Source organism: Oscillibacter valericigenes, from assembly GCF_021531915.1.
GTDB lineage: Bacteria > Bacillota > Clostridia > Oscillospirales > Oscillospiraceae > Oscillibacter > Oscillibacter valericigenes_A.
In genome coordinates this window covers 1-22,293 of the sequence record NZ_JAFBIV010000010.1, presented here as the reverse complement: position 1 = coordinate 22,293, position 22,293 = coordinate 1, and the positions used below count along the sequence as shown (strand labels likewise).

The following is a 22,293-nucleotide window of genomic DNA, read 5'->3' as shown; positions in this document are numbered from 1 at the left end:
TTTCCCCCAAATTCCCTGTATTTTTCTCACTGCTAACCGTCGGTTGACAAAAAGAACGGCCCCGGTTGGTGGAAATCGGGGCCGTTTTCCGCTATACTGGTCCCAACATCCACAGAAAGGAACCTGTCTATGAGCATCGGCCAGCGCATCGCGCAGAAACGAAAGGAACTGGGCCTGTCCCAGGAGGCCCTGGGAGACCGGCTGGGAGTATCCCGCCAGTCCATCTATAAATGGGAATCGGACTCCGCCCTGCCGGAGGTGGAAAAGCTCATTGCTTTATCCAGGCTCTTCGGCGTATCGGTGGGGTGGCTGCTGGGGGTGGAGGAGGACGCCGCCCCGGAGACCGCCCCCTCCGGCGAGCTGACGGAGGCGCAGCTGAAGATGGTGGAGGAGATCGTGGACCGCTACATCGCCGCCCTGCCCAGGCCGAAGCCCCGGCGGCGATGGCCCTGGGTGCTGGCAGCCATGGCGCTGCTCCTTGTGGGATGGAACCTGTTCCAGCGTCTGGACCAAATGGACCAGCAGTACGACAACCTGCAGAATTCCGTCAACAATGTCACCTATTCCGTCAACAGCCAGATCGGCAGCATCTCCAACCGGGTGGAGGAGATTTTGAAGGCGCAGAATAACCTGACGGCGGAATATGGTACGGAAATCGTCCACACCAATCTCCAGAAAAATCAGGTGGTATTCAACGTCTACGCTGTACCCAAGACCTACATAGAGGGCATGACAGTGAAGTTCTCCGCCGATAACGGCACCGGGGGCATCCAGAGCAGCATGGGCGAGGAGGGCTTCAACCAGCGCTTCTCCGCTACATTGGCCTGCGAGCTGACGGACAGCATCGCCCTCTCTGTCTCTTTTCTCTACCCCGACGGCACGCTCCAGACCCAGCTGCTGGACACCTATGAGTACCTCTATACCGATTCTCTGCCCCGCGTGGATATTTCCATAGATAACCTGATGTACTCCAAGCTGGCAGACCCCGGTCTCTTTGCCATCCCCGTTCCAGAGGACTCCTCCGTTCGCTATGTGCTGATCGACCCGGCGCAGAAAGGCGATACTCCGGCCATCTCAACGATACGGGTAGGTCTGTTCAAAAACCAGACCCTGGTCTCCTGGGCGGAGCCCTGCGACCAGCCGGACAGTTTTCAGGGGTTTGACCGCTATGACTTCTACGCCCTTCCAGACCTGCAGCTCCCCCTGGCAAAAGGAGACGTCCTCTGCTTTGCCGCCATCCTCACGGACCAATACGGGCGCACCACCGTCTGTCCCGGCATGTCTTATGTTCTGGATGAGACCGGTGAAGAGCTCACCTGGCCGGATGAAGTTGATTTGGATACCGACCCATCCCACTGGGAATTTTGAGCGCAAAAGGAAGCGCCCGGACCTGCGTCCGGGCGCTTTGCGTTAGTCCAGTTCCATCTGGCCTGTATACAGCTGATAGTATCTTCCATGCTGGTCAATGAGGTCATCGTGGTCGCCCCGCTCGATGATCTGGCCCTGCTCCAGGACCATAATGGCCTTGGCGTTGCGGACCGTGGAGAGCCGGTGGGCGATGACGAACACGGTACGGCCCGCCATGAGCCGGTCCATGCCCTTTTCGATGATCTTCTCCGTCCGGGTGTCGATGGAGGAGGTGGCCTCGTCCAGGATCAGCACCGGCGGGTTGGCGCAGGATGCCCGGGCGATGTTCAGCAGCTGCCGCTCGCCCTGGCTCAGGTTGCCGCCGTCACCGGAAAGGACCGTCTGATAGCCGTCGGGCAGGTGGCGGATGAAGCTGTCGGCCCCCGCCAGTCTGGCGGCGGCCTCCACCTCCTCGTCGGTGGCGTCCAGGCGGCCGTAGCGGATGTTGTCCGCCACGGTGCCGGTGAACAGGTGGGTATCCTGCAGCACCACGCCCAGAGAGCGGCGCAGGGAGTCCTTTTCGATCTCCCGCACGTCGATGCCGTCATAGGTGATGGTGCCGGACTGGATCTCGTAGAATCGGTTGATGAGGCTGGTGATGGTGGTCTTGCCGGCGCCGGTGGAGCCCACGAAGGCGATCTTCTGTCCCGGCTTGGCGAACAGGGAGATGTCGTTCAGCACCACCTTCCGCTCGTCGTAGCCGAACACCACATGATCGAACCGCACGTCGCCCCGCAGGGGCACCAGCTCCCCGTCCGGCTTCTTCCAGGCCCAGACGCCGGTGTGGAAGTCTGCCTCGGTCACGGTGCCGTCCTGCTGCTCCGTGGCCCGCACCAGCTGGACCTTGCCCTCGTCCACCTCCGGCTCCGTCTCCATGACCTCGAAGATGCGCTCGGCGCCGGCCACGGCGGAGAGGATGGTGTTCACCTGCTGGGAGATCTGGGTGATGGGCTGGCTCACCTGCCGGGAGTACTGCAGGAAGGCCGCCAGGTCGCCCAGGCCAAAGGCCCCCGTCTGGATGGCGAAGATGGCGCCCACACAGCAGGTCAGGGCGTAGTTCACATAGGACAGGTTGCCCATGACGGGCATCATGATGCCGCCGAAGATCTGGGCCCGGGTGCCGGCCTGGCGGTAGGCCTCGTTGAGCTGGTTGAAGCCCTCCTTGGCCGCGGTCTCGTGGTTGAAGACCTTGATGACCTTCTGACCCTCGATCATCTCCTCGATATAGCCGTTCACCGCGCCCACCGCCTTCTGCTGGGCGGCGAAATACCGGCGGCTGCGGCCGCCGATGACCTTGACCACCTGCAGCATCACGAACAGCATGGCGAAGGTCACCAGGGTCAGGATGGGACTCAGCACCAGCATCATCACGATCGTGCCGGTAAAGTTCAGGGTGCAGGAGATCAGGCTGCCGAAGCTGTTGTTCAGGGCTTCGGACACCGTCTCAATGTCATTGGTATAGCGGCTCATGAGCTCGCCATGGGTGTGGGTGTCGAAGTATTTCAGGGGCAGGGCCTGCATTTTCTCAAACAGGTCCTCCCGGATCTTCGCCACCGTGGTCTGGGCTACCCGCACCATAATGCGGGCATAGCCGAAGGTGCAGGCCGCGCCGGTCACATAGATCAGCGCCATCACCACCAGCATCCGGGCCAGGCCCGGGAAGTCGCCGGGGAGGATATAGTCGTTGATGAGGGGTTTCAGCAGATAGGAGCCGCCCACGGTGCAGGCGGAGCTGATCACCAGCAGCACCAGTACCAGCATCAGCCAGCCCTTGTAGCCCGCCAGATAGCGCATCAGCTTGCCCAGGGTCCCCCGCAGGTCCTTGGGCTTCTGGAAGCCGTGTCCGTGAGGGCCGCCGGGGCCGTGGGGACCGCCGGGACCACGGCCGGGTCTCGTCATTTTCTCAGCCACCGATGCTCACTCCTTCCTGCTGGGCCTGGTAGACATCCCGGTAGATGTCGCAGGTCTTCATCAATTCCTCATGGGTGCCGTGGGCAACCAGACGGCCGTCGTCCATTACCAAGATCTGATCCGCCTCCATGACGGAGGTCACCCGCTGGGCAATGATGATCTTGGTGGTATCCTTCAGCTCGTTTGCGAAGGCAGTCCGGATCTTCGCGTCCGTGGCCGTGTCCACCGCGCTGGTGGAGTCGTCCAGGATCAGCACTTTGGGCTGCTTCAGAATGGCCCGGGCAATGCACAGCCGCTGCTTCTGGCCGCCGGAGACGTTGACGCCGCCCTGGCCCAGGTCCGTGTCCAGGCCGTCCGGCATCCGCTCCAGGAATTCATCGGCGCAGGCGGCCCTGCAGGCCGCCCACAGCTGCTCCTCGGTGGCGTCAGGGGCGCCCCACAGTAGATTTTCCCGGATGGTGCCGGAGAACAGAGTGTTCTTTTGCAGCACCATGCTGACGGCGTCCCGCAGGTGGACCATGGTGTAGTCCTTCACCGGGCGTCCGCCCACCCGGACGGTGCCCTCCTGGGCTTCATACAGCCGGGGGATCAGGGATACCAGGGTGGTCTTGGCGCTGCCGGTTCCGCCCAGGATGCCCACGGTCTGACCGGACTTGATGTGCAGGTCCACGTCCCGCAGGACCCACTCCGGACTGTTTTCATGATACTTGAAATACACATGGTCAAAGTCGATGCTGCCGTCCCGGACCACGGCGTCTTCCTTCGCCGCCTCGTCGGTCATGGCAGGCCGCTCCTCCAGCACCTCCACGATGCGGCGGGCACAGGCCACGGAGCGGGTCAGCATCATAAACACCATGGAGACCATCATCAGGGACATCATGATCTGCATGATATAGGTGAAATAGGCCATCAGATCTCCGGTCAGCAGTTCCCCACGGTTTACCAGTCCGCCGCCGAACCAGATCACGGCGATCAGCGTGGCGTTGACGATCAGCATCATGATGGGCATGTTGATGACCACCATGCCGAATGCCTTTTCGGAGGTCTCCTTCAGGTTCCGGTTCCGTTTGGTGAACTTCTCCTGTTCATAGTCCGCGCGGACGAAGGACTTCACCACCCGGATACCGGCCAGATTCTCCTGCACCACCAGATTCAGCGCGTCGGTCCGCTCCTGCAGGGAACGGAAGACGGGGCCGGTCCGGATCAGGATGGTGGCCACCACCACTGCCAGCAGGGGCAATGCCACCAGGAACACGCTGCTGAGCCGCAGGCTGATGCGGATGGACAGCACCAGCGCCGCCACCAGCATCACCGGAGCCCGCACCAGCAGGCGCATGCTCATCATCAGGGACATCTGCATGTTGTTGGCGTCGCTGGTCAGGCGGGTCACGAGAGACGCGGTGGAAAACTTCTCGATGTTGGAGAAAGCGTATTCTTGGATGTGCTCGTATTCCGCCCGGCGCAGGTTTGCGCCGAAGCCCTGGCCGGCCACAGAGGAGCACACCGCCGCCCCCGCCCCCAGGGCCAGGGACACCAGGGCCATCAGCACCATTTTCAAGCCGTGCCAAAGGATATAGGACTGGTCCGCGGCGGGGATGCCGATATTCACGATATCGCTCATCACCAGCGGGATCAGCAGTTCAAAAATCGCCTCACCGGCGCTGCAGGCGATGCCTGCGGCGATCCAGGCCTCATAGGGTCTGGCGTGAGGCCACAGTTTTTTGATCATACGGTTCGGTCCTCCTCCAGATTGTGTATCACCCGCTCCAGCAGACTGCGGAGCGTGTCCGTCTCTTCCGCCGTCAGGCCCCGGGCGATCAGCGCTTCCGCCTCCAGAAAGGTCTGCTTCACCTGTTTCTCCCGCTCCTGTCCGGCGGGAGTCAGGGCCACCAGCCGCTGGCGGGCATCGGTGCCGCTGACGGTGCGCTCCACCAGTCCCTTTTCCTCCATCCGGTCCAGAATGCCGTTGACGGTGGAGGGCTTCACCTTCAGACTGTCCAGCAGCTCCCGCTGGGGCAGCTGTCCGCCGCTCTGGTGCAGATGCAGCAGTACATGGGTCTGGGCCGGGGTCATGCCAAACCGGGACATGCGGGCGTCCATCCGTTCCCGGGCCAGATGGGCGCAGCAGCCCAGCATGGGGCCCAGCGCTTTCGGATACTCCATACGCTCCTCCCTCTTCCAAATTATTTAGTGTACTAAATATTAGCAGGCTAAATAATACCATATCAGCGCATGACCGTCAATGTGCAAAATCACGATATATTTTGAACGATTTGTGAACGAAAACCCATATATTTTCCATTCTTGTAAACAAATTGTGAAGGTTGCTTCCGGGCCGTTGACATTCTTTTTCCGCCCCTGTATGATAAGGCCATCAAACAGGAACGCTTGATTGACACACACCATTTTCCCTCTCCTTTCTCTATATCAAACAGGAACCGGGACAGTCCGCAAGGGCTGTCCCGGTTCCTGTCAGGTTGTCGGAAAGTCCGCTGACTTTTCCGACAGCCTTCCTAATGTCTCGCTTTTCTGACCGCACTGCGGCCCGAAAAGCTGCCGCTATGCGGCGCAAACGCCTGCCACAGCAGGCTTTTTGCAGACATTCGATTCAACACGAAGGGGCTCCCGCCCCCTCGTACTCCCCCTGCGAAACCGAACGGTTTCTCTTCAAACAGAGATTTTTCGACATACTGGCAGGAACCGGGACAGTCCGCAAGGGCTGTCCCGGTTCCTGTTTTTCTGTGCTTTCCGGATGGCAGGCGGTGAATGACGCCAAAAAAGGAGCTGCGTGGAGCAGCTCCTTTTTTGATTCAACTTTCCGCTTGAGCGGCAGGCTCGCTCTCCGGGACCTCTCCAACAGGATGGGTCCGCAGGTAGTCCAGCCATGCCTTGCAGCCCTTGGTGTTCAGGTGGACGCCATCGGAGGTCCAGTCGGCCCGCAGGCAGCCCTTTTCATCGGTCATGGCCGGGGCCACATCGATATAGGGGCACTGCTTCTCCTCCGCCAGCTGACGGATGACCTCGTTATAGGCGGCGATGCGGGTATTGTTCACATAGCTCTTTTTGGCCTCCTGCTTTGCACTGACCGGGATCAGCGTCTGCAAAACGATCTCACTGTCCGGATGGTCTTGGCGAAGGCGGTCGATGAGCTTGGCGTACTGATTATGGTAAATCTCCGTGCCGTTCCAGCCCAGCTCGTTGACGCCCAGCATCACATAGATCTTATCAAAGTCCTGCTTCGCCATGGCGTCCAGCAGGGGCATCTTCCCTGCTTCTGTCTCCACCTTTTTGGTGAACACAGACTCCACCGTCGCCCCCACGGCGGTGTAATAGGTCCCGGCCTTCAAGCCGCTGTAAAGCTGGAAGCCCTGCGTCCGGGAATCCCCCAAGAAGGCGATGTTCTCAAAATATGTATCCTCCACCGGGCCGCCCTCCGGCACCGGACCTGCCGGAGTTTCCGGCACTTCCGGCTTCGGGTCACGGACCTCCTCCGCCAGCACGGATCGCACCGCTTCGGCGGCCTCCTTCAGCTGGATCCGGCGCTCCACGGGAGCCTCCACCGGGGAATCCGCCGCCACGGTCTGATGCCCCCCCGAGGCCACCACCAGCGCCACCATCACCGTCAACACCAGAATGGCCGGAAGCCGCAGACGGCCCTCTCTTTTTTCTCTCTTTCCCAACATCGTTGCCCCATTTCTCTGCCCGGTTTTTCCTGTCTATTATTATAGACGAAAACAGGGCAAAAAAGTCGAAGCAAATTATGAGAATTTTGGCGGCATTTTTTATGGAAACCGACAAATATTTTCCGGGCATGCCGCTCCAAAAAAACACGGGCGGCCACAGCCGCCCGTGTTTTTCCATTCTCACAGCCTCATGCCCGCAGGCTTTCGGGATAGGCGCCGCTGTCGTGGAGCTTTTTCAGCTCCGCCGCCACGGTGGCCCGGTCCTCCTGATACGTCATGCCAAACCACTTGTCGGCGGAGTGGAGGACGGTGACCTCCAGCTTTCCCGCCTGCATCTGGTGGTCCACCATCACGGGCAGCAGGCACTCCGCCTTGATGTTGTCCCCCGCCTCGTTCTGCAGGAAGTCCTCGAAATACTCCTTCAAAGCCGGGAAGATGGAGGGGGCAAAGCCCCAGAAATTCATGGAGACGATGGTCTCCGGGCTCAGCTCCCGGTCCTCCGCCAAATCACGCAGCGTTCCGTCGGGATACAGCTGGATCTTCAGGGCCTCCCGGACGCTCCGCAGTTTGCCGTTCTCCACGGTGCAGACGCCCCGGGACACGGTGCCGTGAAGGCTGGCGGTGTTTTTCAGCAGATACCCCACCATGACGGCCTGGCCGTCGGCAGGCAGGTCAGTCAGGGCCTCGTACATGGTCCGGTAGGCGTCGATGCCATAATAGTCATCGGCGTTGATGACACAGCAGGGACCGTCCACCACGTCCGCCGCGCACAGCAGGGCATGGACCGTGCCAAAGGGCTTGGTCCGCTCCGCAGGGATGCGGTAAAAGTCCGGCACGGAGGAGAAGTCCTGGAAGGCGTAGGCCACCTCCACGGGGCTGCCGTCCTTCGCAGTCTTGTTCCGCAGGTAGCCGCAGAGCCGCTCCATCATCTCCTCCATCTCCGGCTTGATGATGAACACCACTTTGTTGAAGCCCGCCCGCAGGGCGTCGTGGATGGAGTACTCCATTAAAATCTCATGGTTGGGGCCGATGCCGTCCACCTGCTTGCTGCCGCCGTAGCGGGAGCCCAGTCCCGCGGCCATGATGACCAGTGAAACTTTCATTGTATTGATCTCCTATCGTTTTTCACGTATGTTTACGCAACAGGTTTTCCTGTCTCTACCTTACCCCATTTGAGTCAGGTTTGCAACCGCTCTTGACTTTTTTTCACGTTCGGCTATAATATGAAAACGATTCTCAATTTCATTTTTGACGAGGCATGTTATGGCATATACTACAAAACAGCATCAGGCCATCCTCCGCTGTCTGGAGCAGCGGGCGGAGGAGGCCCTCTCCGCCAACCAGCTGGCGGAGGACCTGCGCCGGGAGGGCTGCCCGGTGGGGCTGGCCACCATCTACCGCCAGCTGGAAAAGCTGGAGGCCGCCGGCCGGGTCCATAAGGTCCACACGGAGGAGGGCGCCTTTTTCCAGTTCTGCCCCCATCCCGAGGCAGACCACGGCTGCTTTCTGCTGCGGTGCGAATCCTGCGGCCGCATGGTCCATCTGGACTGCAGCCATCTGGAGGAACTGTACCGGCATCTGGAGCAGCAGCACCACTTCCGCATCGACCCCCGCCGGACCATTCTGACCGGCCGGTGCCGGTCCTGCGAGGAAAAGGAGGCCGCCTGTGAGCTGCAATGAACTGATCGTCTGCGAAAACGTCTCCCTGGGCTACGAGGGGCAGAGCGTGCTGACGGGCCTGGACCTGACCATCCGGGCAGGGGACTACCTCTGCATCGTGGGGGACAACGGCTCCGGCAAGTCCACCCTGCTGCGGGGGCTGCTGGGGCTGATCGCGCCCCAGTCCGGCACGATCCGGCGGGCATCGGAGCTGGAAAAGGGGGCCGTGGGGTATCTGCCCCAGCAGACAAAGGCACAGAAGGACTTCCCCGCCACCGTGTTTGAGGTGGTGCTGTCCGGCTGTCTGAACCGGAAGGGCATGCGGTTTTTCTACACCTCGGCCCAGAAGTCCGAGGCCCTGATGAACATGGGCAAGCTGGGCATTCTGGAGCTGAAGGACCAGAGCTACCGGGACCTGTCCGGCGGACAGCAGCAGCGGGTGCTGCTGGCCCGGGCCCTGTGCGCCGCCAGCCGCCTGCTGATCCTGGATGAGCCCATCACCGGCCTGGACCCCGCCGCCGCCCAGGACCTCTACAAAACCCTGGCCTATCTGAATGAAAAAGAGGGCATGGCGGTGGTCATGGTCACCCATGACCTGAAAGCCGCCCTCCGCAGTGCCCGGACGGTGCTGCACATCGGCCGCCGGGGGACCTTCCTGGGGACGCCCGCCGAATACCTGGCCTCCCCCATGGGTCGCCGTTTCCGGGAGGAGCAGCCATGAACATTCTGCAGATGTTTTCCTACCCCTTCATGCAGCGGGCCCTGATCGCCGGGGTGCTGGTGAGTCTGTGCGCCGCGCTGCTGGGCGTGTCCCTGGTATTGAAGCGGTACTCCATGATCGGCGACGGCCTGAGCCACGTGTCCTTCGGTGCCCTGGCCATTGCCGTGGCTCTGGGGGTGACGCCCCTGTGGTTCTCCATCCCGGTGGTGATCCTGGCGGCCTTTCTGCTGCTGCGGGTGGCGGACAACCCCCGCTGGAACAGTGACGCCGCCATCGCTGTCATGAGCGCCTCCTCCCTGGCCGTGGGCATTCTGGTGATCTCCCTGACCACCGGCATGACCACCGACGTGGACAACTACATGTTCGGCAGCGTGCTGGCCATGACAAAGACGGACGTGGCCCTGGCCGTGGCGCTGTGCGCCGCCGTGCTGGTGCTGTTCATCCTGTTCTACCACAAACTCTTCGCCATCACCTTTGACGAGAACTTCTCCCGGGCCACCGGATTGAAGGTCAGCCGGTACAACACCCTGCTGGCCATCCTGACGGCCCTGACCATCGTGCTGGGCATGCGGATGATGGGCGCCATGCTGATCTCCTCCCTGGTGATCTTCCCGGCCCTGACGGCCATGCGGCTGTTCCGCAGCTTCCGGGGTGTGGTGGTCTGTGCCGCCGTCACATCGGTGGTCTGCTTCTGTACGGGCCTGACCATCTCCTTCGCCTTCTCCACCCCGGTGGGCGCCACGGTGGTGGCCGCCAACCTGACCCTGTTCCTTCTCTCCTGTCTCTTCCGCTTTCTCCATCGTTAAGCCAGCAGGCCGGCATCCGCCGGCCTGTTTTATCTGCTTTTTGCCTACTTATTTTAATAAAAAAGTGGAAAACCCCTTGCGCTTGAGAGTAAACTGTGATATATTGCGTATGTTAGAAAGAGTAAGCTGCGGAGTGGACCCAAAGGTCCGCTCTTTTTGTTGGTCATTTTTGACTGCCTAAAACTTGAAAAATCTGTCAAATGAAGTGAGGTTTTTCCATGAAGAAGATCACGGAACTGACCGCCGAGCTGGCCGCTCCCGCCATTGCGGAGCAGGGCTGCACCCTCTGGGACGTGGAGTACGTCAAGGAGGCCGGCACCTGGTATCTGCGGGTGCTGCTGGACAAGGAGGGCGGCGTGGACATCCTGGACTGCGAGGCCATCTCCCGCAAGCTCAGCGACCTGCTGGACGAGGTGGACCCCATTGAGGGCAGCTACACCCTGGAGGTGGGCTCTGCCGGCGCCGAGCGGGCTTTGAAGCGCCCCTCCGATTTTCAGCGCTATCTGGGCAGCCCCGTGCTGGTGAAGCTGTACCGGAACCTGGACGGCCGGAAGGAATTCGCCGGCACCCTGGCCGCCTATGATGAGGCCACCGGCGACGTGACCGTCACCGTGGGCAAGGAGGACATGACCTTCGGCAAGAAGGACGTGGCCCTGGTCCGCCTGCGGGTGGAATTCTAATCCACTCCTTTCAGCCTTCCCCCGTGGGGAAGGTGGCCCCGCAGGGGCCGGATGAGGGGGAGGGCTCCCCCGCCCCAATCAACCAATCCCCGTCAGGAAAAGACGTATTTGAAAAAAGAATAAGGAGAATCAGACAATGAGAGGCAAAAAACAGAAGGAACCCGTTGGTATGAACCCCGCGGAGATCTTCGCCGCCCTGGCTCTGCTGGAGAAGGAGCGCGGCATCCCCCAGACCTTTATGATGGAGAAGATCATCCAGGCCATCACCACCGCCTACAAGCGGGACCACGACGGCGTGGAGAACGTGATCGTGGACGTGGACGAGGAGCACCAGACCCTGAAGATGTTCGTCCAGAAGAACGTGGTGGACGAGGAGGACTATGTGGACCCCGCCAACGAGATGACCCTGGCCGAGGCCAAGGCCCTCTCCGCCAAGTATGAGATCGGCGACATCGTGAATATCCCCGTGGACAACACCGAGTTCGGCCGCATCGCCGCCGGCAACGGCAAGCAGGTCATCATCCAGGGCCTCCGGGAGGCCGAGCGGGGCATGGTGTACGACGAGTTCAACAGCAAGCAGCATGAGATCCTCACCGGCGTGGTGACCCGCATGGACCCCCGCAACGGCAACGTGTCCCTGCGCATCGGCACCGGCACCGAGGCCACCGAAGCCCTGCTGATGGCCGGCGAGCAGGTCCCCGGCGAGGTTTTGTCCGAGGGCATGCATGTAAAGGTCTATGTGGTGGACGTCCGCCGCTCCACCCGCGGGCCCCAGATTTTGATCTCCCGCACCCATCCCGGCCTGGTCAAGCGCCTGTTTGAGCTGGAGGTGCCTGAAATCTATGACGGCACCGTAGAGGTGAAGTCCATCGCCCGGGAGGCCGGCAGCCGCACCAAGATGGCCGTCTGGAGCAACGACGAGAACGTGGACCCCATCGGCGCCTGCGTGGGCCCCAAGGGCCAGCGGGTGGCCAACATCGTCGACGAGCTGCGGGGCGAGAAGATCGACATCATCAAGTACAGCGAGGACCCCGCCGCCTTCATCGCCGCCGCCCTGGCTCCCGCCGACGTGGTGGACGTGTGGATGGCCGACGAGGGCAAGGCCTGCCGCGTGATCGTGCCCGACGATCAGCTGTCCCTGGCCATCGGCAAGGAGGGCCAGAACGCCCGCCTGGCCGCCCGCCTCACCGGCTACAAGATCGACATCAAGCCCCAGAGCTACAAGGACCCCGAGGAGGGTGTGGACGAGGACAACGTGGAGATCCTGGACGAGGTCACCGAATAATTGCGGAAAGGCGGTTGAGCCATGCCGAAAGTGAAAAAAATTCCCCAGCGGCAGTGTGTTGGCTGCCGGGAAATGAAAGATAAAAAGGCGCTGCTGCGGGTGGTCCGCTCCCCGGAGGGAGCCGTCAGCCTGGACTTCGGCGGCAAAAAGCCCGGCCGGGGCGCCTATGTGTGCCACGACGTGGAGTGCCTGAAAAAGGCCCGGAAGACCCGGGCGCTGGAGCGGGCCTTTGAGACCGCCATTCCCCCCGAGGTCTACGACGCCATGGAGGCGGAACTGCGAGGTGCGGATGGACAGTAACCGTATCCTCTCCCTGCTGGGTCTGGCCCTGCGGGGCGGGAACCTGGCCGTAGGCGAGGAGCCCGTGGAGGCCGTGGCCCGGGCCAGAGACGCCCGTGTGCTGCTGCTGGCCTCCGACGCGGCGGACAACACCCGCCGCCGGGTGGAGCACTTCGCCGAGGCAGGCCAGTGCCTGTGGCTCCGGGTCCCCTTCACCAAGGCGGAGCTGGGCCGGGCCGTGGGCCGTTCCTCCGCCGCCGTCACAGCGGTGACGGACATCGGCCTTGCCAACACCATCGTCCACCGTCTAGCGGAGCTGGACCCCGTCAAGTATGACGAGGCCGCCGCCAAGCTGGAGCTGAAGGCCAAACGGGCCGCCGAGCGGCGGGCCGAGCAACTGGCCCATGAGAAGAACCTCCGCACCGGTAAGCGCAAGCCGAAAAAGGAGGTCCCCGAACAGGCGGTGCCCGAAAAGGCGGCGCCCAAACAGGCCGCTCCCGCAAAGCCCGCCGCCCGGAAGGACACCAGGACCGCTCCCGCCGCCGGAAAGCCCCGGACCGGCCGTCCCGGCCCCGGCAAGTCCCGGCCCTCCAAGGGCAACCGTCCCAAGTCCCGGAGCGCATACAACCCTTACGCCCACAGCCGCCCGGTGAAAAAGGGCAAGGGCTCCTTCCGCAAGCAGGAAACCTGATCCCATTGATATATAAATCCCCCAAAAATGAGGTGTTTTGATTGGCTATTGAGAAATACAGGGTCCATGAGGTGGCTAAGGACTTCGGCCTGCCCACCAAGACCATTACCGAGATTTTGACCAAGTATGTGGCCGCGCCCAAGAACCACATGCAGGTCCTGTCGGACCATGAGCTGTCCGTCATTTTCGACTATCTGACCCAGCACAACCAGGTGTCCGGCATCCAGGTGATCTACGCCGACACCCAGCCCAAGGAGCAGCCCAAGCCCGCTCCCCAGGCTGCTCCCGCTCCCCAGCAGGTGGCTCAGAACCAGACCGCCAAGTCCGCTCCCGGCAAGCAGCCCGCGCAGCAGGCCAAACCTGCTCCCAAGGCCGCTCCCCAGCAGGGCGCACAGAAGCCTGCCGAGGCGGCGAAGCAGCCCGTGCAGCAGCCCACCACCCGTGTCCCCCAGAAGAAGATCGTGGACACCCGCAAGGGCGGCGACGTGAACCTGGCCAAGTACGACGAGCGCCTGGAGGATCTGGGCGGCGAGCGCGGTCAGCGGATGCAGCAGAAGGGCGGCAAGGAGAAGTTCCGCAACAACCAGCGCAAGGGCAACATGACCTTCTCCAACAAGCGCCGTCAGGACGAGGCTGAGAAGATGCGCAAGCTGCAGCTGGAGATCGCCAAGAAGGCCCCCGTGAAGGTCCAGATCCCCGACGAGATTTCCGTTGGCGAGCTGGCCTCCCGCATGAAGAAGACCGGCGCCGAGGTGGTCAAGTGCCTGATGAAGAACGGCATCATGGCCTCCCTCAGCCAGATCATCGACTTCGACACCGCCGCCATCATCGCCGAGGAGATGGGCTGCAAGGTGGAGAAGGAAGTGGTGGTCACCATTGAGGAGAAGCTGATCGACGTCTCCGAGGACAAGGCCGAGGACCTGCTCCCCCGCGCTCCCGTGGTGGTGGTCATGGGCCACGTCGACCACGGCAAGACCTCCCTGCTGGACACCATCCGCAACACCTCCGTGGCTGCGGGCGAGGCCGGCGGCATCACCCAGCACATCGGCGCCTATCAGACGCAGATCAACGGCAAGTCCATCACCTTCCTGGACACCCCGGGCCACGAGGCCTTCACCTCCATGCGCGCCCGCGGCGCCATGGTCACCGATATCGCCATCCTGATGGTGGCGGCGGACGACGGCATCATGCCCCAGACCATCGAGTCCATCAACCACGCCAAGGCCGCCAACATCCCCATCATCGTGGCCGTCAACAAGATCGACAAGGAAAACGCCAACCCCGACCGCGTCATGCAGCAGCTGACCGAGCACGGTCTGGTGCCCGAGGAGTGGGGCGGCGAGACCATCGTCTGCAAGATTTCCGCCAAGAAGAACATCGGCATCGACAACCTGCTGGAGAACCTGGTGCTGCTGGCCGAGATCCAGGAGCTGAAGGCCAACCCCAACCGGGCCGGTCAGGGCACCGTCATCGAGTCCCGTCTGGACAAGGGCCGCGGCCCCGTGGCCACGCTGCTGGTGCAGAACGGTACGCTGAAGCAGGGCGATATCATCATCGCCGGCACCGCCGTGGGCCGTGTCCGCACCATGCTGGATTACAAGGGCACCCGTCTGACTGAGGCCGGTCCCTCCGTCCCCGTGGAGATTGCGGGCCTCAGCGAGGCCCCCATCGGCGGCAGCCCCTTCTTCGCCGTGGCCGACGAGCGCATGGCCCGCGAGCTGGTGGAGCAGCGCAAGGCCGAGGAGAAGGCCAAGTCCCTGGCTCCCACCCAGAAGGTATCCCTGGAGAACCTGTTCGACCAGATCCAGGCCGGTGAGCGCAAGGAGCTGGCCCTGATCGTCAAGGCCGACGTCCAGGGCTCCGTGGAAGCCGTGAAAGCCTCTCTGGAGAAGCTCTCCAACGACGAGGTCAACGTCCGTGTCATCCACGGCGGCGTGGGCGCCATCAACGAGTCCGACGTCATGCTGGCCGCCTCCTCCAATGCCATCATTGTTGGCTTCAACGTCCGTCCCGACGCCGCCGCCCGTGAGAGCGCCGTCCGCCAGAACGTGGATATGCGGATGTACCGGGTCATTTACGACGCCATTGACGAGATCGAGGCCGCCATGAAGGGCATGCTGGCGCCCCAGTTCCGGGAAGTGGTCCTGGGCCACGCCGAGGTCCGCCAGACCTACAAGGTCTCCGGCGTGGGCACCGTGGCCGGCTGCTACGTCCAGGATGGCAAGATCGTCCGCGCCTGCTCCGTCCGCGTGGTCCGGGACGGCATCGTGATCCACGAGGGCAGCCTGGCCTCCCTGAAGCGGTTCAAGGATGACGCCAAGGAAGTCGTCCAGCGCTTCGAATGCGGCCTGACCATTGAGAAGTTCAACGACATCAAGGAAGGGGATATTATTGAGGGCTTCACCATGGAGGAAATCCCCAGATAAGTCCTTTTCCAGGACCTGCGTCTTTCTCCGGTCGCCTTCCTGAGCCGCAAGGCGGCTCCGCGCATCAGCGCGTCCAAGCGTTTTGACGCTTTGCGGCAAAACCTTGCCGCAGGCGGGCTTTGCCTGCCGAGGATGTCCGATGGGACCCCATGAAAACTCTGTTTTCATGGGAACAGGGGATATCATCGAGGGCTTCACCATGGAGGAGATTCCCAGATAAGCCCTTTTCCAGGACCTGCGTCTTTCTCCGGTCGCCTTCCTGAGCCGCAAGGCGGCGCCGCGCATCAGCGCGTCCAAGCGTTTTGACGCTTCGCGGCAAAGCCTTGCCGCAGGCGGGCTTTGCCTGCCGAGGATGTCCGATGGGACCCCATGAACCCCCCGGTTTCATGGGAACAGGGGATGTCATTGAGGGCTTCACCATGGAGGAGATCCCCAGATAAGTCCTTTTCCACTGTATTTCTCTGATAAAAGCCATATAACCGCAAAGGATAAAGGGGCGGCGACCGCGTCGCCGCCCCTTCGTTTTTCGAAAGCGGTTACCCTGCACGGGCGGCTGATAGCCGCCCCTACAAATCATATCGGCAGGTAAATGCAAAAAAGTGAGTAGTTGCTAAAGTATCTCGCCTGTTGCTTGGCAGACTTTGGCTGCATGCCAGGACAGCGCTGAGTGTAGAAATCGGAGCAGCTCCATTCGTCAACCGCCCCGAAAGCACACCGGAAGTCCCAGCTGCGGCGGCAGAGCTCTCTGTTCCACCGATGTGGGGCGCACCCGGCACAAACCCGCAGTTCTCCGCCGCACCAACTGCGGCGACTCCCGTTTTGCGGTCAAATCGACATAAACATGTCGATTTGACCACCCAAGCGTTTTTCTCTTTGGACCGTGAACGGCCCGTTTCTCTTTTTGACGCTTCAAAAAGAGAAATGGGGGGGTTCAACTTCCCGCGCCGCCAAGCGGCGCATTCCCCCGTCCCCTGCCAGGGGACCCAAAAGGAGGTACTTCCCTATGCCCAGCAATCGAATTGGCCGTATCAACGAAGAGATCCAGCGGGAGCTGGCCGACCAGCTCCGCCATCTGAAGGACCCCCGCGTGTCCCAGGTGGGCATGGTCTCCATCACCCGGGTGGACACCACCGGCGACCTGCGCTACGCCCGGGTCTATGTCAGCGTTCTGGACAAGAACCAGGAAAAGGACGTGCTGAAGGGCCTCAAGTCCGCCTCCGGCTTCCTGCGCCGGGAGCTGGGCCGCGCCCTGCAGCTGCGCTACACCCCGGAGCTGCAGTTCATCGGCGACGACTCCATCCAGTACGGCGCCCACATTCTGGAGGTCCTGCGGGACCCGGACAAGGTGAAGCCCGTGAACCCCGACAACGACGCCGTCCTGCCCGAGGAGGAGTGAGCCATGCTGACCGTCTCCGAGACCGCAGAAGCGCTGCGGACCTTTGACAACATCCTCATTCTCACCCACATCCGCCCCGACGGCGACACCGTGGGCTGCGCCGCCGCCCTGTGCGCCGGCCTGCGGGCCCTGGGCAAGACTGCGTATCTCCTGCCCAACCCGGGCCTGACGGACACCACCGCCCCCTATTTCATCTCCTACGCCGCCCCTGACGGCTTCTTTCCGGACAAGGTGGTGTCCACGGACATCGCCACCGTGGGCCTGTTCCCCGACAATGCCAAGCCCTATATCGGACGGGTGGACCTGGCCATCGACCACCACCCCTCCTTTGAGCACTTCGGCAAGGCCAACATCGTCCGCCCTGAGGCCGCCGCCTGCGGCGAGCTGATGTACGACATTCTGGCGGCCCTGGGCCCCATCACGCCCGAGATGGCCCTGCCCCTGTATGTGGCCGTGTCCACGGACACCGGCTGCTTCGCCTACGCCAACACCACCCCCCAGACCCACGCGGTGGCGGCAGCCCTCATGCAGACCGGCATTGACTATAAAACCGTCAACAAGGTCTTTTTCCGCACCAAGACCCGCAAGCGGATGCAGCTGGAGGGCGCCATGCTGGATTCGATGGAATTCTATGACCGTGACCGTGTCGCCATTCTGTCCGTGCCCATCTCCCTGATGGAACGGGTCCAGGCTACCGAGAGCGACGCCGAGGACCTCAGCGCCCTAGGCGGTCAGATCCAGGGTGTGGACTGCGCCGTCACCATGCGGGAGCTGCAGCCGGACGTGTGGAAGCTGTCCCTCCGCACCGGAGACCGGGTCAACGCCACGGAGGTCTGCCGGGTGATGGGCGGCGGCGGCCACCGGGCTGCTGCGGGCGCCACCATCGAAGGCCCCTGGGCCGACTGCCGGGACCGGGTTCTGGCGGCCATCGCTCAAAACGTGCCGGATTTTACGAGATAAGTCCCCCAGTCGGAGGATATTCCCAACAAAGGAGAACTCCCCAATGCCTCATGGGATCATCATTATCGACAAGCCCGCCGGCTGGACCGCATCGGAGTTCGCCCTGAGGGAACGCCGAATCGGAAACGATTCGGCTTATCCGGGCGGGCGACTCCTCCTTTTCGCAGCACACCCGCTTCGCTGGGCTGTGCCGCGAGGAAAGGGGGTGCGTTCCTATGCCTAACGGCATCGTCATCATCGACAAGCCCGCCGGTTGGACCAGCATGGACGTCTGCGCCAAGCTGCGGGGCATCCTGCGGGAAAAGCGGGTGGGCCACGGCGGCACCCTGGACCCCATGGCCACCGGCGTGCTGCCGGTATTCGTGGGACAGGCCACCCGGGCTGTGGAATTTGCGGAAAACAGCCGGAAGGAATACGTGGCGGGGCTGCGGCTGGGCCAGGTGACCAACACCCAGGACACCAGCGGCGAGACCCTGGAGACCCATCCCGTCACCGCCTCCCGGTCTGACGTGGAAGCCGCCCTTGGGCGCTTCCTGGGAGACATTCAGCAAATTCCCCCCATGTACTCCGCCATCAAGATCAATGGTCAGAAGCTCTACGATCTGGCCCGTAAGGGCAAGGAGGTGGAGCGGAAGCCCCGGAGCATCACCATCTATGAGCTGGAGCTTCTGGAGCAGGTCAGCGAAACGGACTATACGTTCCGCTGCGTGTGCTCCAAGGGCACCTACATCCGCACCCTCTGCCACGACATCGGCCAGGTCCTGGGCTGCGGCGGCACCCTATACTCCCTGCGCCGGACCATGGTGGCTGGCTTCACCCTGGACCAGGCCGTCACTCTGGAGGACGTGCAGGCCCAGGGCGAGGCCCTGCTGCGGCCCACGGACAGCCTGTTTGCGGAGCATCCGGTGCTGACCCTCTCCTCGGAGAAAAAGGAGAAGCGGGTCCGCTGCGGCAATCCCATCACCATGCCGGGAACCCCGGACGGGACCTACCGAGTCTGTGGCCAGAACGGTGAATTTCTCTGTCTCTCCCGTGCCGAAAACGGCACGCTCACATCCATCAAGAACTTCTTTGGAGCGTAAACGATATGTCCACGAAGGAAAAAGTCATTGCCCTGGGCTTCTTTGACGGAGTCCATCTGGGCCACGCCGCCCTGCTGCGGCGCACGGTGGAGGTGGCCGCCGCCCGGGGCGCCGCCCCCGCGGTATTCACCTTTGACCGGGTGCCAAAAGAGGTGGTCACCGGCATTCCCTGCCCCCTCATCAACTCTCCGGAGGACCGGAAGGACCTGGTGCGCCGCCTGTACGGCATCCGGGAGGTCCTCATGGTCCCCTTTGACGACGAGATGCGGACCACCGCCTGGGACGATTTCGTCACAGAGATCCTGGTGAAGCGGTATCACGCCGTCCATCTGGTGGCGGGCCACGACCACCACTTCGGCCACAAGAACCAGGGCTCTCCCGAGCTGCTGGTCCAGAAATGCGCCGAGCTGGGTCTGGGCTGCGACATCATCCCCAAGGTGGAGGTGGGCGGCATCACCGTCAGCTCCACTTACATCCGCCGGCTGGTGGAGCTGGGGCAGATCGAGCGGGCCAATGCCTTCCTGGGGCATCCCCATGTGCTGACCCAGGAGGTCCGCCACGGCCGCCGCATCGGCCACACCATCGGCATCCCTACCGTCAACCTGGTGGCCCCGCCCCATGTGCTGGTGCCCAGCCACGGCGTCTACGCCACCCGGGTGGTGCTGCCCGACGGTGCCAGCCACCCCGCCGTCACCAACGTGGGCACCCGGCCCACTGTGAACAACGGCACCGATGTGACGGTGGAGGCCTGGATTTTGGACTTTGATGGGGACCTCTACGGCCAGACGGTCCGGGTGGAGTTTTTGAAGCACATCCGGGACGAAGTCCGCTTTGACTCTCTGGACGCTCTGAAGGCCCAGATCATGCGGGACGCGGAGACCACCCGCCGGTGTCTGGCGGAGCTGGAATAAATAAAAAGGACGGCTGATGCCGTCCTTTTATTCTTCCTTCAAAAGTTCCTCCACGGGGACCTCCAGCGCTTTGGCGATTGCTTTCAACTCGATATCTGTTACAAAGCGATTCCCGCTTTCAATGCACTGTATCGCATTTTTTGTGATATTGATGCCCAACAGTTGCAATTTATCCGCAAAGGCACGCTGTGAACATTTCGGAACCATGGCAGTCCGGAGCCTCGCAATGTTCATACCGCAGATATTCAATCGTCCATCCGGGCCTTTTGTCTTATACATAGACACCTCATTTGACCTGTTGTACTTGTCAATGAGGTTATTTTATGTAATAATGGCACTATAATTGACCTGAACTGCTGGTTAATTTTTAATCTGTCATTGTTATATAAAGGAGCGTTTTTATGACTTCCGTACAGCTTTTTCTCCAACTGATCGCCAAAGCCATGCTGGACTGCGGCGTGGACCTCTCCTTCTCCGTGACCCCGGACCACGATCCGGCTGTCTGGGAGGCGCTGGCCCAGCATCAGCAGTCTGCCCAGGCGAACGCCCTGGACGCCATCGCCGCCGCTTTGCGGGCGGATACCGGGGACTTTGCCTGCATCGACGAGATCATCCGCATTCTGGAACTGCTGGGCTACACCACCGTCCCCCGCCACGATTTCAGCTGAAAACGCCGCAGGCATTTGCCTGCGGCGTTTCCCTGTTCTCCCTCAGGCCAGTGCCGCGATGAGCCACACCAGCCCGATGCACCCAGCGCCCATCAGCGTGTAGACCGCCGGGCTCAGTTCCCGCCAGACCCGACTGAACCGTCCGTGGTCCCCCCCGGCGTAATTGCGGGCCACCCGCCGGGCCTCCTCCACCAGCTCCTTGGAGGTGACCCCCTCCCCGGCGGCGTCGTTCCGCACGATGAAGATGGCCTGCTCGAAAAACCTCTGGTCCGGGGAATCCACCACCACGACCCGTCTGGAAATACCTTTCACCATAGTCCCTGCCTCCTGATGTTGATACTTCCATTTTTCCGCGCCGGGCGCCGGTCTATACCACACTCACACCATTTTTTCACCGGGCAGGGGCCGGTACAGCACCTGGATGCCGCAGTCGTCCTGCAGATGCTCCCGGCGGATGCTCTCCGCCAGGATGAGCCCCGCCAGGGTCTGGGGGTCCTCCCCCTCCCAGCCCGCCAGCAGGTCCTGGAGCCAGTCGTCCCGGCCCGGGTCCGCCACGCCGTCGCTGACCATAACCACAAAGCTGCCTGGCTCCAACCGGATACGGGTCACGTCCGGGGGTGCCGGGGTCCCCCGCAGGCCCGCCGGCAGGCTGCCGCCGGTGACCCGCCGCACGGCGCCGCCCTTTTTCAGGTAGCTGGGGGCTGCGCCATACTTGTAGAAGGCCGCCTCCGACCCGGCCGGGTCGAAGACGCAGAGGTCGATGGTGGTGAAGCTGCCGGTCTCCGCCCCCCGGAGGGCCATGGCAGCATTCAGGGTCTTGAGGGCTGCCTCCGGCTCGATCCCAGCCTCCAGAAACTGCCGCAGCAGGCGGCAGGTGAGGGCTGATTCCTTGCGGGCGGGTTCCCCGCTGCCCATGCCGTCCGCCAGCAGCAGGCACCAATCTCCCCGCTCCCGCTGAAAGGACACCACCGTGTCCCCGCAGACCGTCTCCCCTTCCTTGGGCCGCAGGGCCGCCCCCACCCGGCAGGGGGGCTGAGCCGTGCCGGAAGCGGGGACCGTCTCCCCCAGTCCCGCCGCCGTGGCGGTCAAAAGCTCGCTGAGCTGGGCATACTGACCGCGGGCGCTGCGGCGGGTCTCCTCCAGCTGCCGCCGGTATTGCCGCCGCAGAAGGAAGGCGGACAGCTCCCCGTTCACCGCCGTCAGAAAGTCCGGCAGGTGGATGCACCGGTCCGCAAAGTACCGGGGAAAGTCCTTGGCCAGGGCCCGGCCCCGCTCCAGCAGGTTGGGGGTGGCGTCGTTGAGGGCGTTGAAGGTGCCGGTGTACTCCCGCTGCCAGCAGAGGTCGCACAGGGCGCAGCCCCGGCAGACCTTTTCCGCCGCCCGGTCAAAGACGATGGCGGGGTTCTCCTCCGTGGACCGGGGGGTGCTGCGGCCCATGCTGTCGTACAGGTCCCGCAGGGCCCCTGCCGCCTTGGTGAGCCGTTCCTTCAGTTGGGCAGCACCGGGAGAGTCCGCCTTTTCCGCCCGCTTGATCCGCTTGCCGCCGAACAGCCTGCCCGGCAGCATCAGAAACAGCAGCATCCCCAGGATGGATTCCATCAGCAGAGGCTGGGCGAAGGGATCGCTGGCGGGCAGCAGAGCCGCCATGGCTGCGGCCAGAAAGGCCCCGGCCGCCCCCACGCGCCGACACCCCTGGCGGCTCCCCGCCAGCGATCCCTTCGCCCAGCC

General features: G+C 62.6%; 22 protein-coding genes. 14 read left to right on the top strand and 8 right to left on the bottom strand.

All coding sequences use genetic code 11. The features are described from left to right. Positions 1 to 129: 129 nt before the first annotated feature. Positions 130 to 1,368 (top strand): helix-turn-helix domain-containing protein, encoded by a 1,239-nt coding sequence (locus JQM66_RS08125; RefSeq protein ID WP_235229380.1) that lies wholly within the window; start codon positions 130 to 132, stop codon positions 1,366 to 1,368. 42 nt (positions 1,369 to 1,410) lie between these two features. On the opposite strand, the gene JQM66_RS08120 is transcribed toward JQM66_RS08125, so the two are convergent. From JQM66_RS08120 to JQM66_RS08100, 5 genes are all read right to left on the bottom strand, one after another. Beyond that, positions 1,411 to 3,306, bottom strand: coding sequence for an ABC transporter ATP-binding protein (locus JQM66_RS08120; RefSeq protein ID WP_407946012.1), 1,896 nt, complete (start codon positions 3,304 to 3,306; stop codon positions 1,411 to 1,413). 4 nt (positions 3,307 to 3,310) lie between these two features. After that, a complete protein-coding gene (locus tag JQM66_RS08115) occupies positions 3,311 to 5,047 on the bottom strand; it encodes an ABC transporter ATP-binding protein (RefSeq protein ID WP_235229379.1) in 1,737 nt (578 codons plus the stop codon). After that, complete coding sequence (locus JQM66_RS08110; protein ID WP_235229378.1) at positions 5,044 to 5,481, bottom strand: MarR family winged helix-turn-helix transcriptional regulator; 438 nt, start codon at positions 5,479 to 5,481, stop codon at positions 5,044 to 5,046. Before JQM66_RS08110 ends, JQM66_RS08115 begins: the two co-directional genes overlap by 4 nt. Positions 5,482 to 6,128: 647 nt before the next feature. After that, the gene (locus JQM66_RS08105) at positions 6,129 to 6,998 is read right to left on the bottom strand and encodes a GDSL-type esterase/lipase family protein (RefSeq protein WP_235229377.1); all 870 of its coding nucleotides are present in this window, start codon (positions 6,996 to 6,998) and stop codon (positions 6,129 to 6,131) included. Positions 6,999 to 7,189: 191 nt separating this feature from the next. Continuing rightward, positions 7,190 to 8,104 carry a sugar phosphate nucleotidyltransferase gene (locus tag JQM66_RS08100; RefSeq protein ID WP_235229376.1) on the bottom strand — a complete coding sequence of 305 codons (915 nt, stop codon included), beginning with the start codon at positions 8,102 to 8,104 and terminating at the stop codon, positions 7,190 to 7,192. 160 nt (positions 8,105 to 8,264) lie between these two features. Here JQM66_RS08100 and JQM66_RS08095 point away from each other — a divergent pair, with 160 nt between their 5' ends. From JQM66_RS08095 to ribF, 12 genes are all read left to right on the top strand, one after another. After that, positions 8,265 to 8,681, top strand: a complete 417-nt coding sequence (locus JQM66_RS08095; protein ID WP_235229375.1) for a Fur family transcriptional regulator — start codon at positions 8,265 to 8,267, stop codon at positions 8,679 to 8,681. Next, the gene (locus JQM66_RS08090) at positions 8,668 to 9,381 is read left to right on the top strand and encodes a metal ABC transporter ATP-binding protein (RefSeq protein WP_235229374.1); all 714 of its coding nucleotides are present in this window, start codon (positions 8,668 to 8,670) and stop codon (positions 9,379 to 9,381) included. Before JQM66_RS08095 ends, JQM66_RS08090 begins: the two co-directional genes overlap by 14 nt. Further along, positions 9,378 to 10,187: a metal ABC transporter permease gene (locus JQM66_RS08085; protein ID WP_235229373.1), complete on the top strand. Its 810-nt coding sequence runs from the start codon at positions 9,378 to 9,380 to the stop codon at positions 10,185 to 10,187. The genes JQM66_RS08090 and JQM66_RS08085 overlap by 4 nt, the downstream gene beginning before the upstream one ends. 218 nt (positions 10,188 to 10,405) lie before the next feature. Next, positions 10,406 to 10,867 carry a ribosome maturation factor RimP gene (locus tag JQM66_RS08080; RefSeq protein ID WP_235229372.1) on the top strand — a complete coding sequence of 154 codons (462 nt, stop codon included), beginning with the start codon at positions 10,406 to 10,408 and terminating at the stop codon, positions 10,865 to 10,867. 136 nt (positions 10,868 to 11,003) lie between these two features. Continuing rightward, positions 11,004 to 12,152, top strand: a complete 1,149-nt coding sequence (gene nusA / locus JQM66_RS08075; protein WP_235229371.1) for a transcription termination factor NusA — start codon at positions 11,004 to 11,006, stop codon at positions 12,150 to 12,152. A gap of 21 nt (positions 12,153 to 12,173) precedes the next feature. Continuing rightward, positions 12,174 to 12,452 (top strand): RNase P modulator RnpM, encoded by a 279-nt coding sequence (gene rnpM, locus JQM66_RS08070; protein WP_235229370.1) that lies wholly within the window; start codon positions 12,174 to 12,176, stop codon positions 12,450 to 12,452. After that, complete coding sequence (locus JQM66_RS08065; RefSeq protein ID WP_235229369.1) at positions 12,442 to 13,122, top strand: L7Ae/L30e/S12e/Gadd45 family ribosomal protein; 681 nt, start codon at positions 12,442 to 12,444, stop codon at positions 13,120 to 13,122. Before rnpM ends, JQM66_RS08065 begins: the two co-directional genes overlap by 11 nt. Positions 13,123 to 13,163: 41 nt before the next feature. Then, positions 13,164 to 15,548: a translation initiation factor IF-2 gene (gene infB / locus JQM66_RS08060; protein WP_235229368.1), complete on the top strand. Its 2,385-nt coding sequence runs from the start codon at positions 13,164 to 13,166 to the stop codon at positions 15,546 to 15,548. Between the two features lie 1,003 nt (positions 15,549 to 16,551). After that, positions 16,552 to 16,944 (top strand): 30S ribosome-binding factor RbfA, encoded by a 393-nt coding sequence (rbfA, locus tag JQM66_RS08055; RefSeq protein WP_235229367.1) that lies wholly within the window; start codon positions 16,552 to 16,554, stop codon positions 16,942 to 16,944. 3 nt (positions 16,945 to 16,947) lie between these two features. After that, positions 16,948 to 17,904, top strand: coding sequence for a DHH family phosphoesterase (locus JQM66_RS08050; RefSeq protein WP_235229366.1), 957 nt, complete (start codon positions 16,948 to 16,950; stop codon positions 17,902 to 17,904). 215 nt (positions 17,905 to 18,119) lie between these two features. Continuing rightward, entirely contained in the window at positions 18,120 to 18,986 is an 867-nt protein-coding gene (gene truB / locus JQM66_RS08045) for a tRNA pseudouridine(55) synthase TruB (protein ID WP_235229365.1), read from the top strand. 5 nt (positions 18,987 to 18,991) lie between these two features. Then, on the top strand, positions 18,992 to 19,897 hold the full coding sequence (gene ribF, locus JQM66_RS08040) for a riboflavin biosynthesis protein RibF (protein ID WP_235229364.1): 906 nt from the start codon (positions 18,992 to 18,994) through the stop codon (positions 19,895 to 19,897). A gap of 27 nt (positions 19,898 to 19,924) precedes the next feature. Here ribF and JQM66_RS08035 read toward each other — a convergent pair whose 3' ends face one another. Next, the gene (locus JQM66_RS08035; RefSeq protein WP_235229363.1) at positions 19,925 to 20,176 is read right to left on the bottom strand and encodes a helix-turn-helix domain-containing protein; all 252 of its coding nucleotides are present in this window, start codon (positions 20,174 to 20,176) and stop codon (positions 19,925 to 19,927) included. 122 nt (positions 20,177 to 20,298) lie between these two features. On the opposite strand from JQM66_RS08035, the gene JQM66_RS08030 reads away from it, so the two are divergent. Continuing rightward, positions 20,299 to 20,565 carry a hypothetical protein gene (locus tag JQM66_RS08030; protein ID WP_235229362.1) on the top strand — a complete coding sequence of 89 codons (267 nt, stop codon included), beginning with the start codon at positions 20,299 to 20,301 and terminating at the stop codon, positions 20,563 to 20,565. Positions 20,566 to 20,607: 42 nt separating this feature from the next. Here JQM66_RS08030 and JQM66_RS08025 read toward each other — a convergent pair whose 3' ends face one another. Together JQM66_RS08025 and JQM66_RS08020 are read right to left on the bottom strand one after the other, a co-directional pair. Then, positions 20,608 to 20,880 (bottom strand): hypothetical protein, encoded by a 273-nt coding sequence (locus tag JQM66_RS08025; RefSeq protein ID WP_235229361.1) that lies wholly within the window; start codon positions 20,878 to 20,880, stop codon positions 20,608 to 20,610. 63 nt (positions 20,881 to 20,943) lie between these two features. After that, on the bottom strand, positions 20,944 to 22,293 hold a 1,350-nt coding region (locus tag JQM66_RS08020; protein WP_235229360.1), incomplete at its 5' end, for a SpoIIE family protein phosphatase.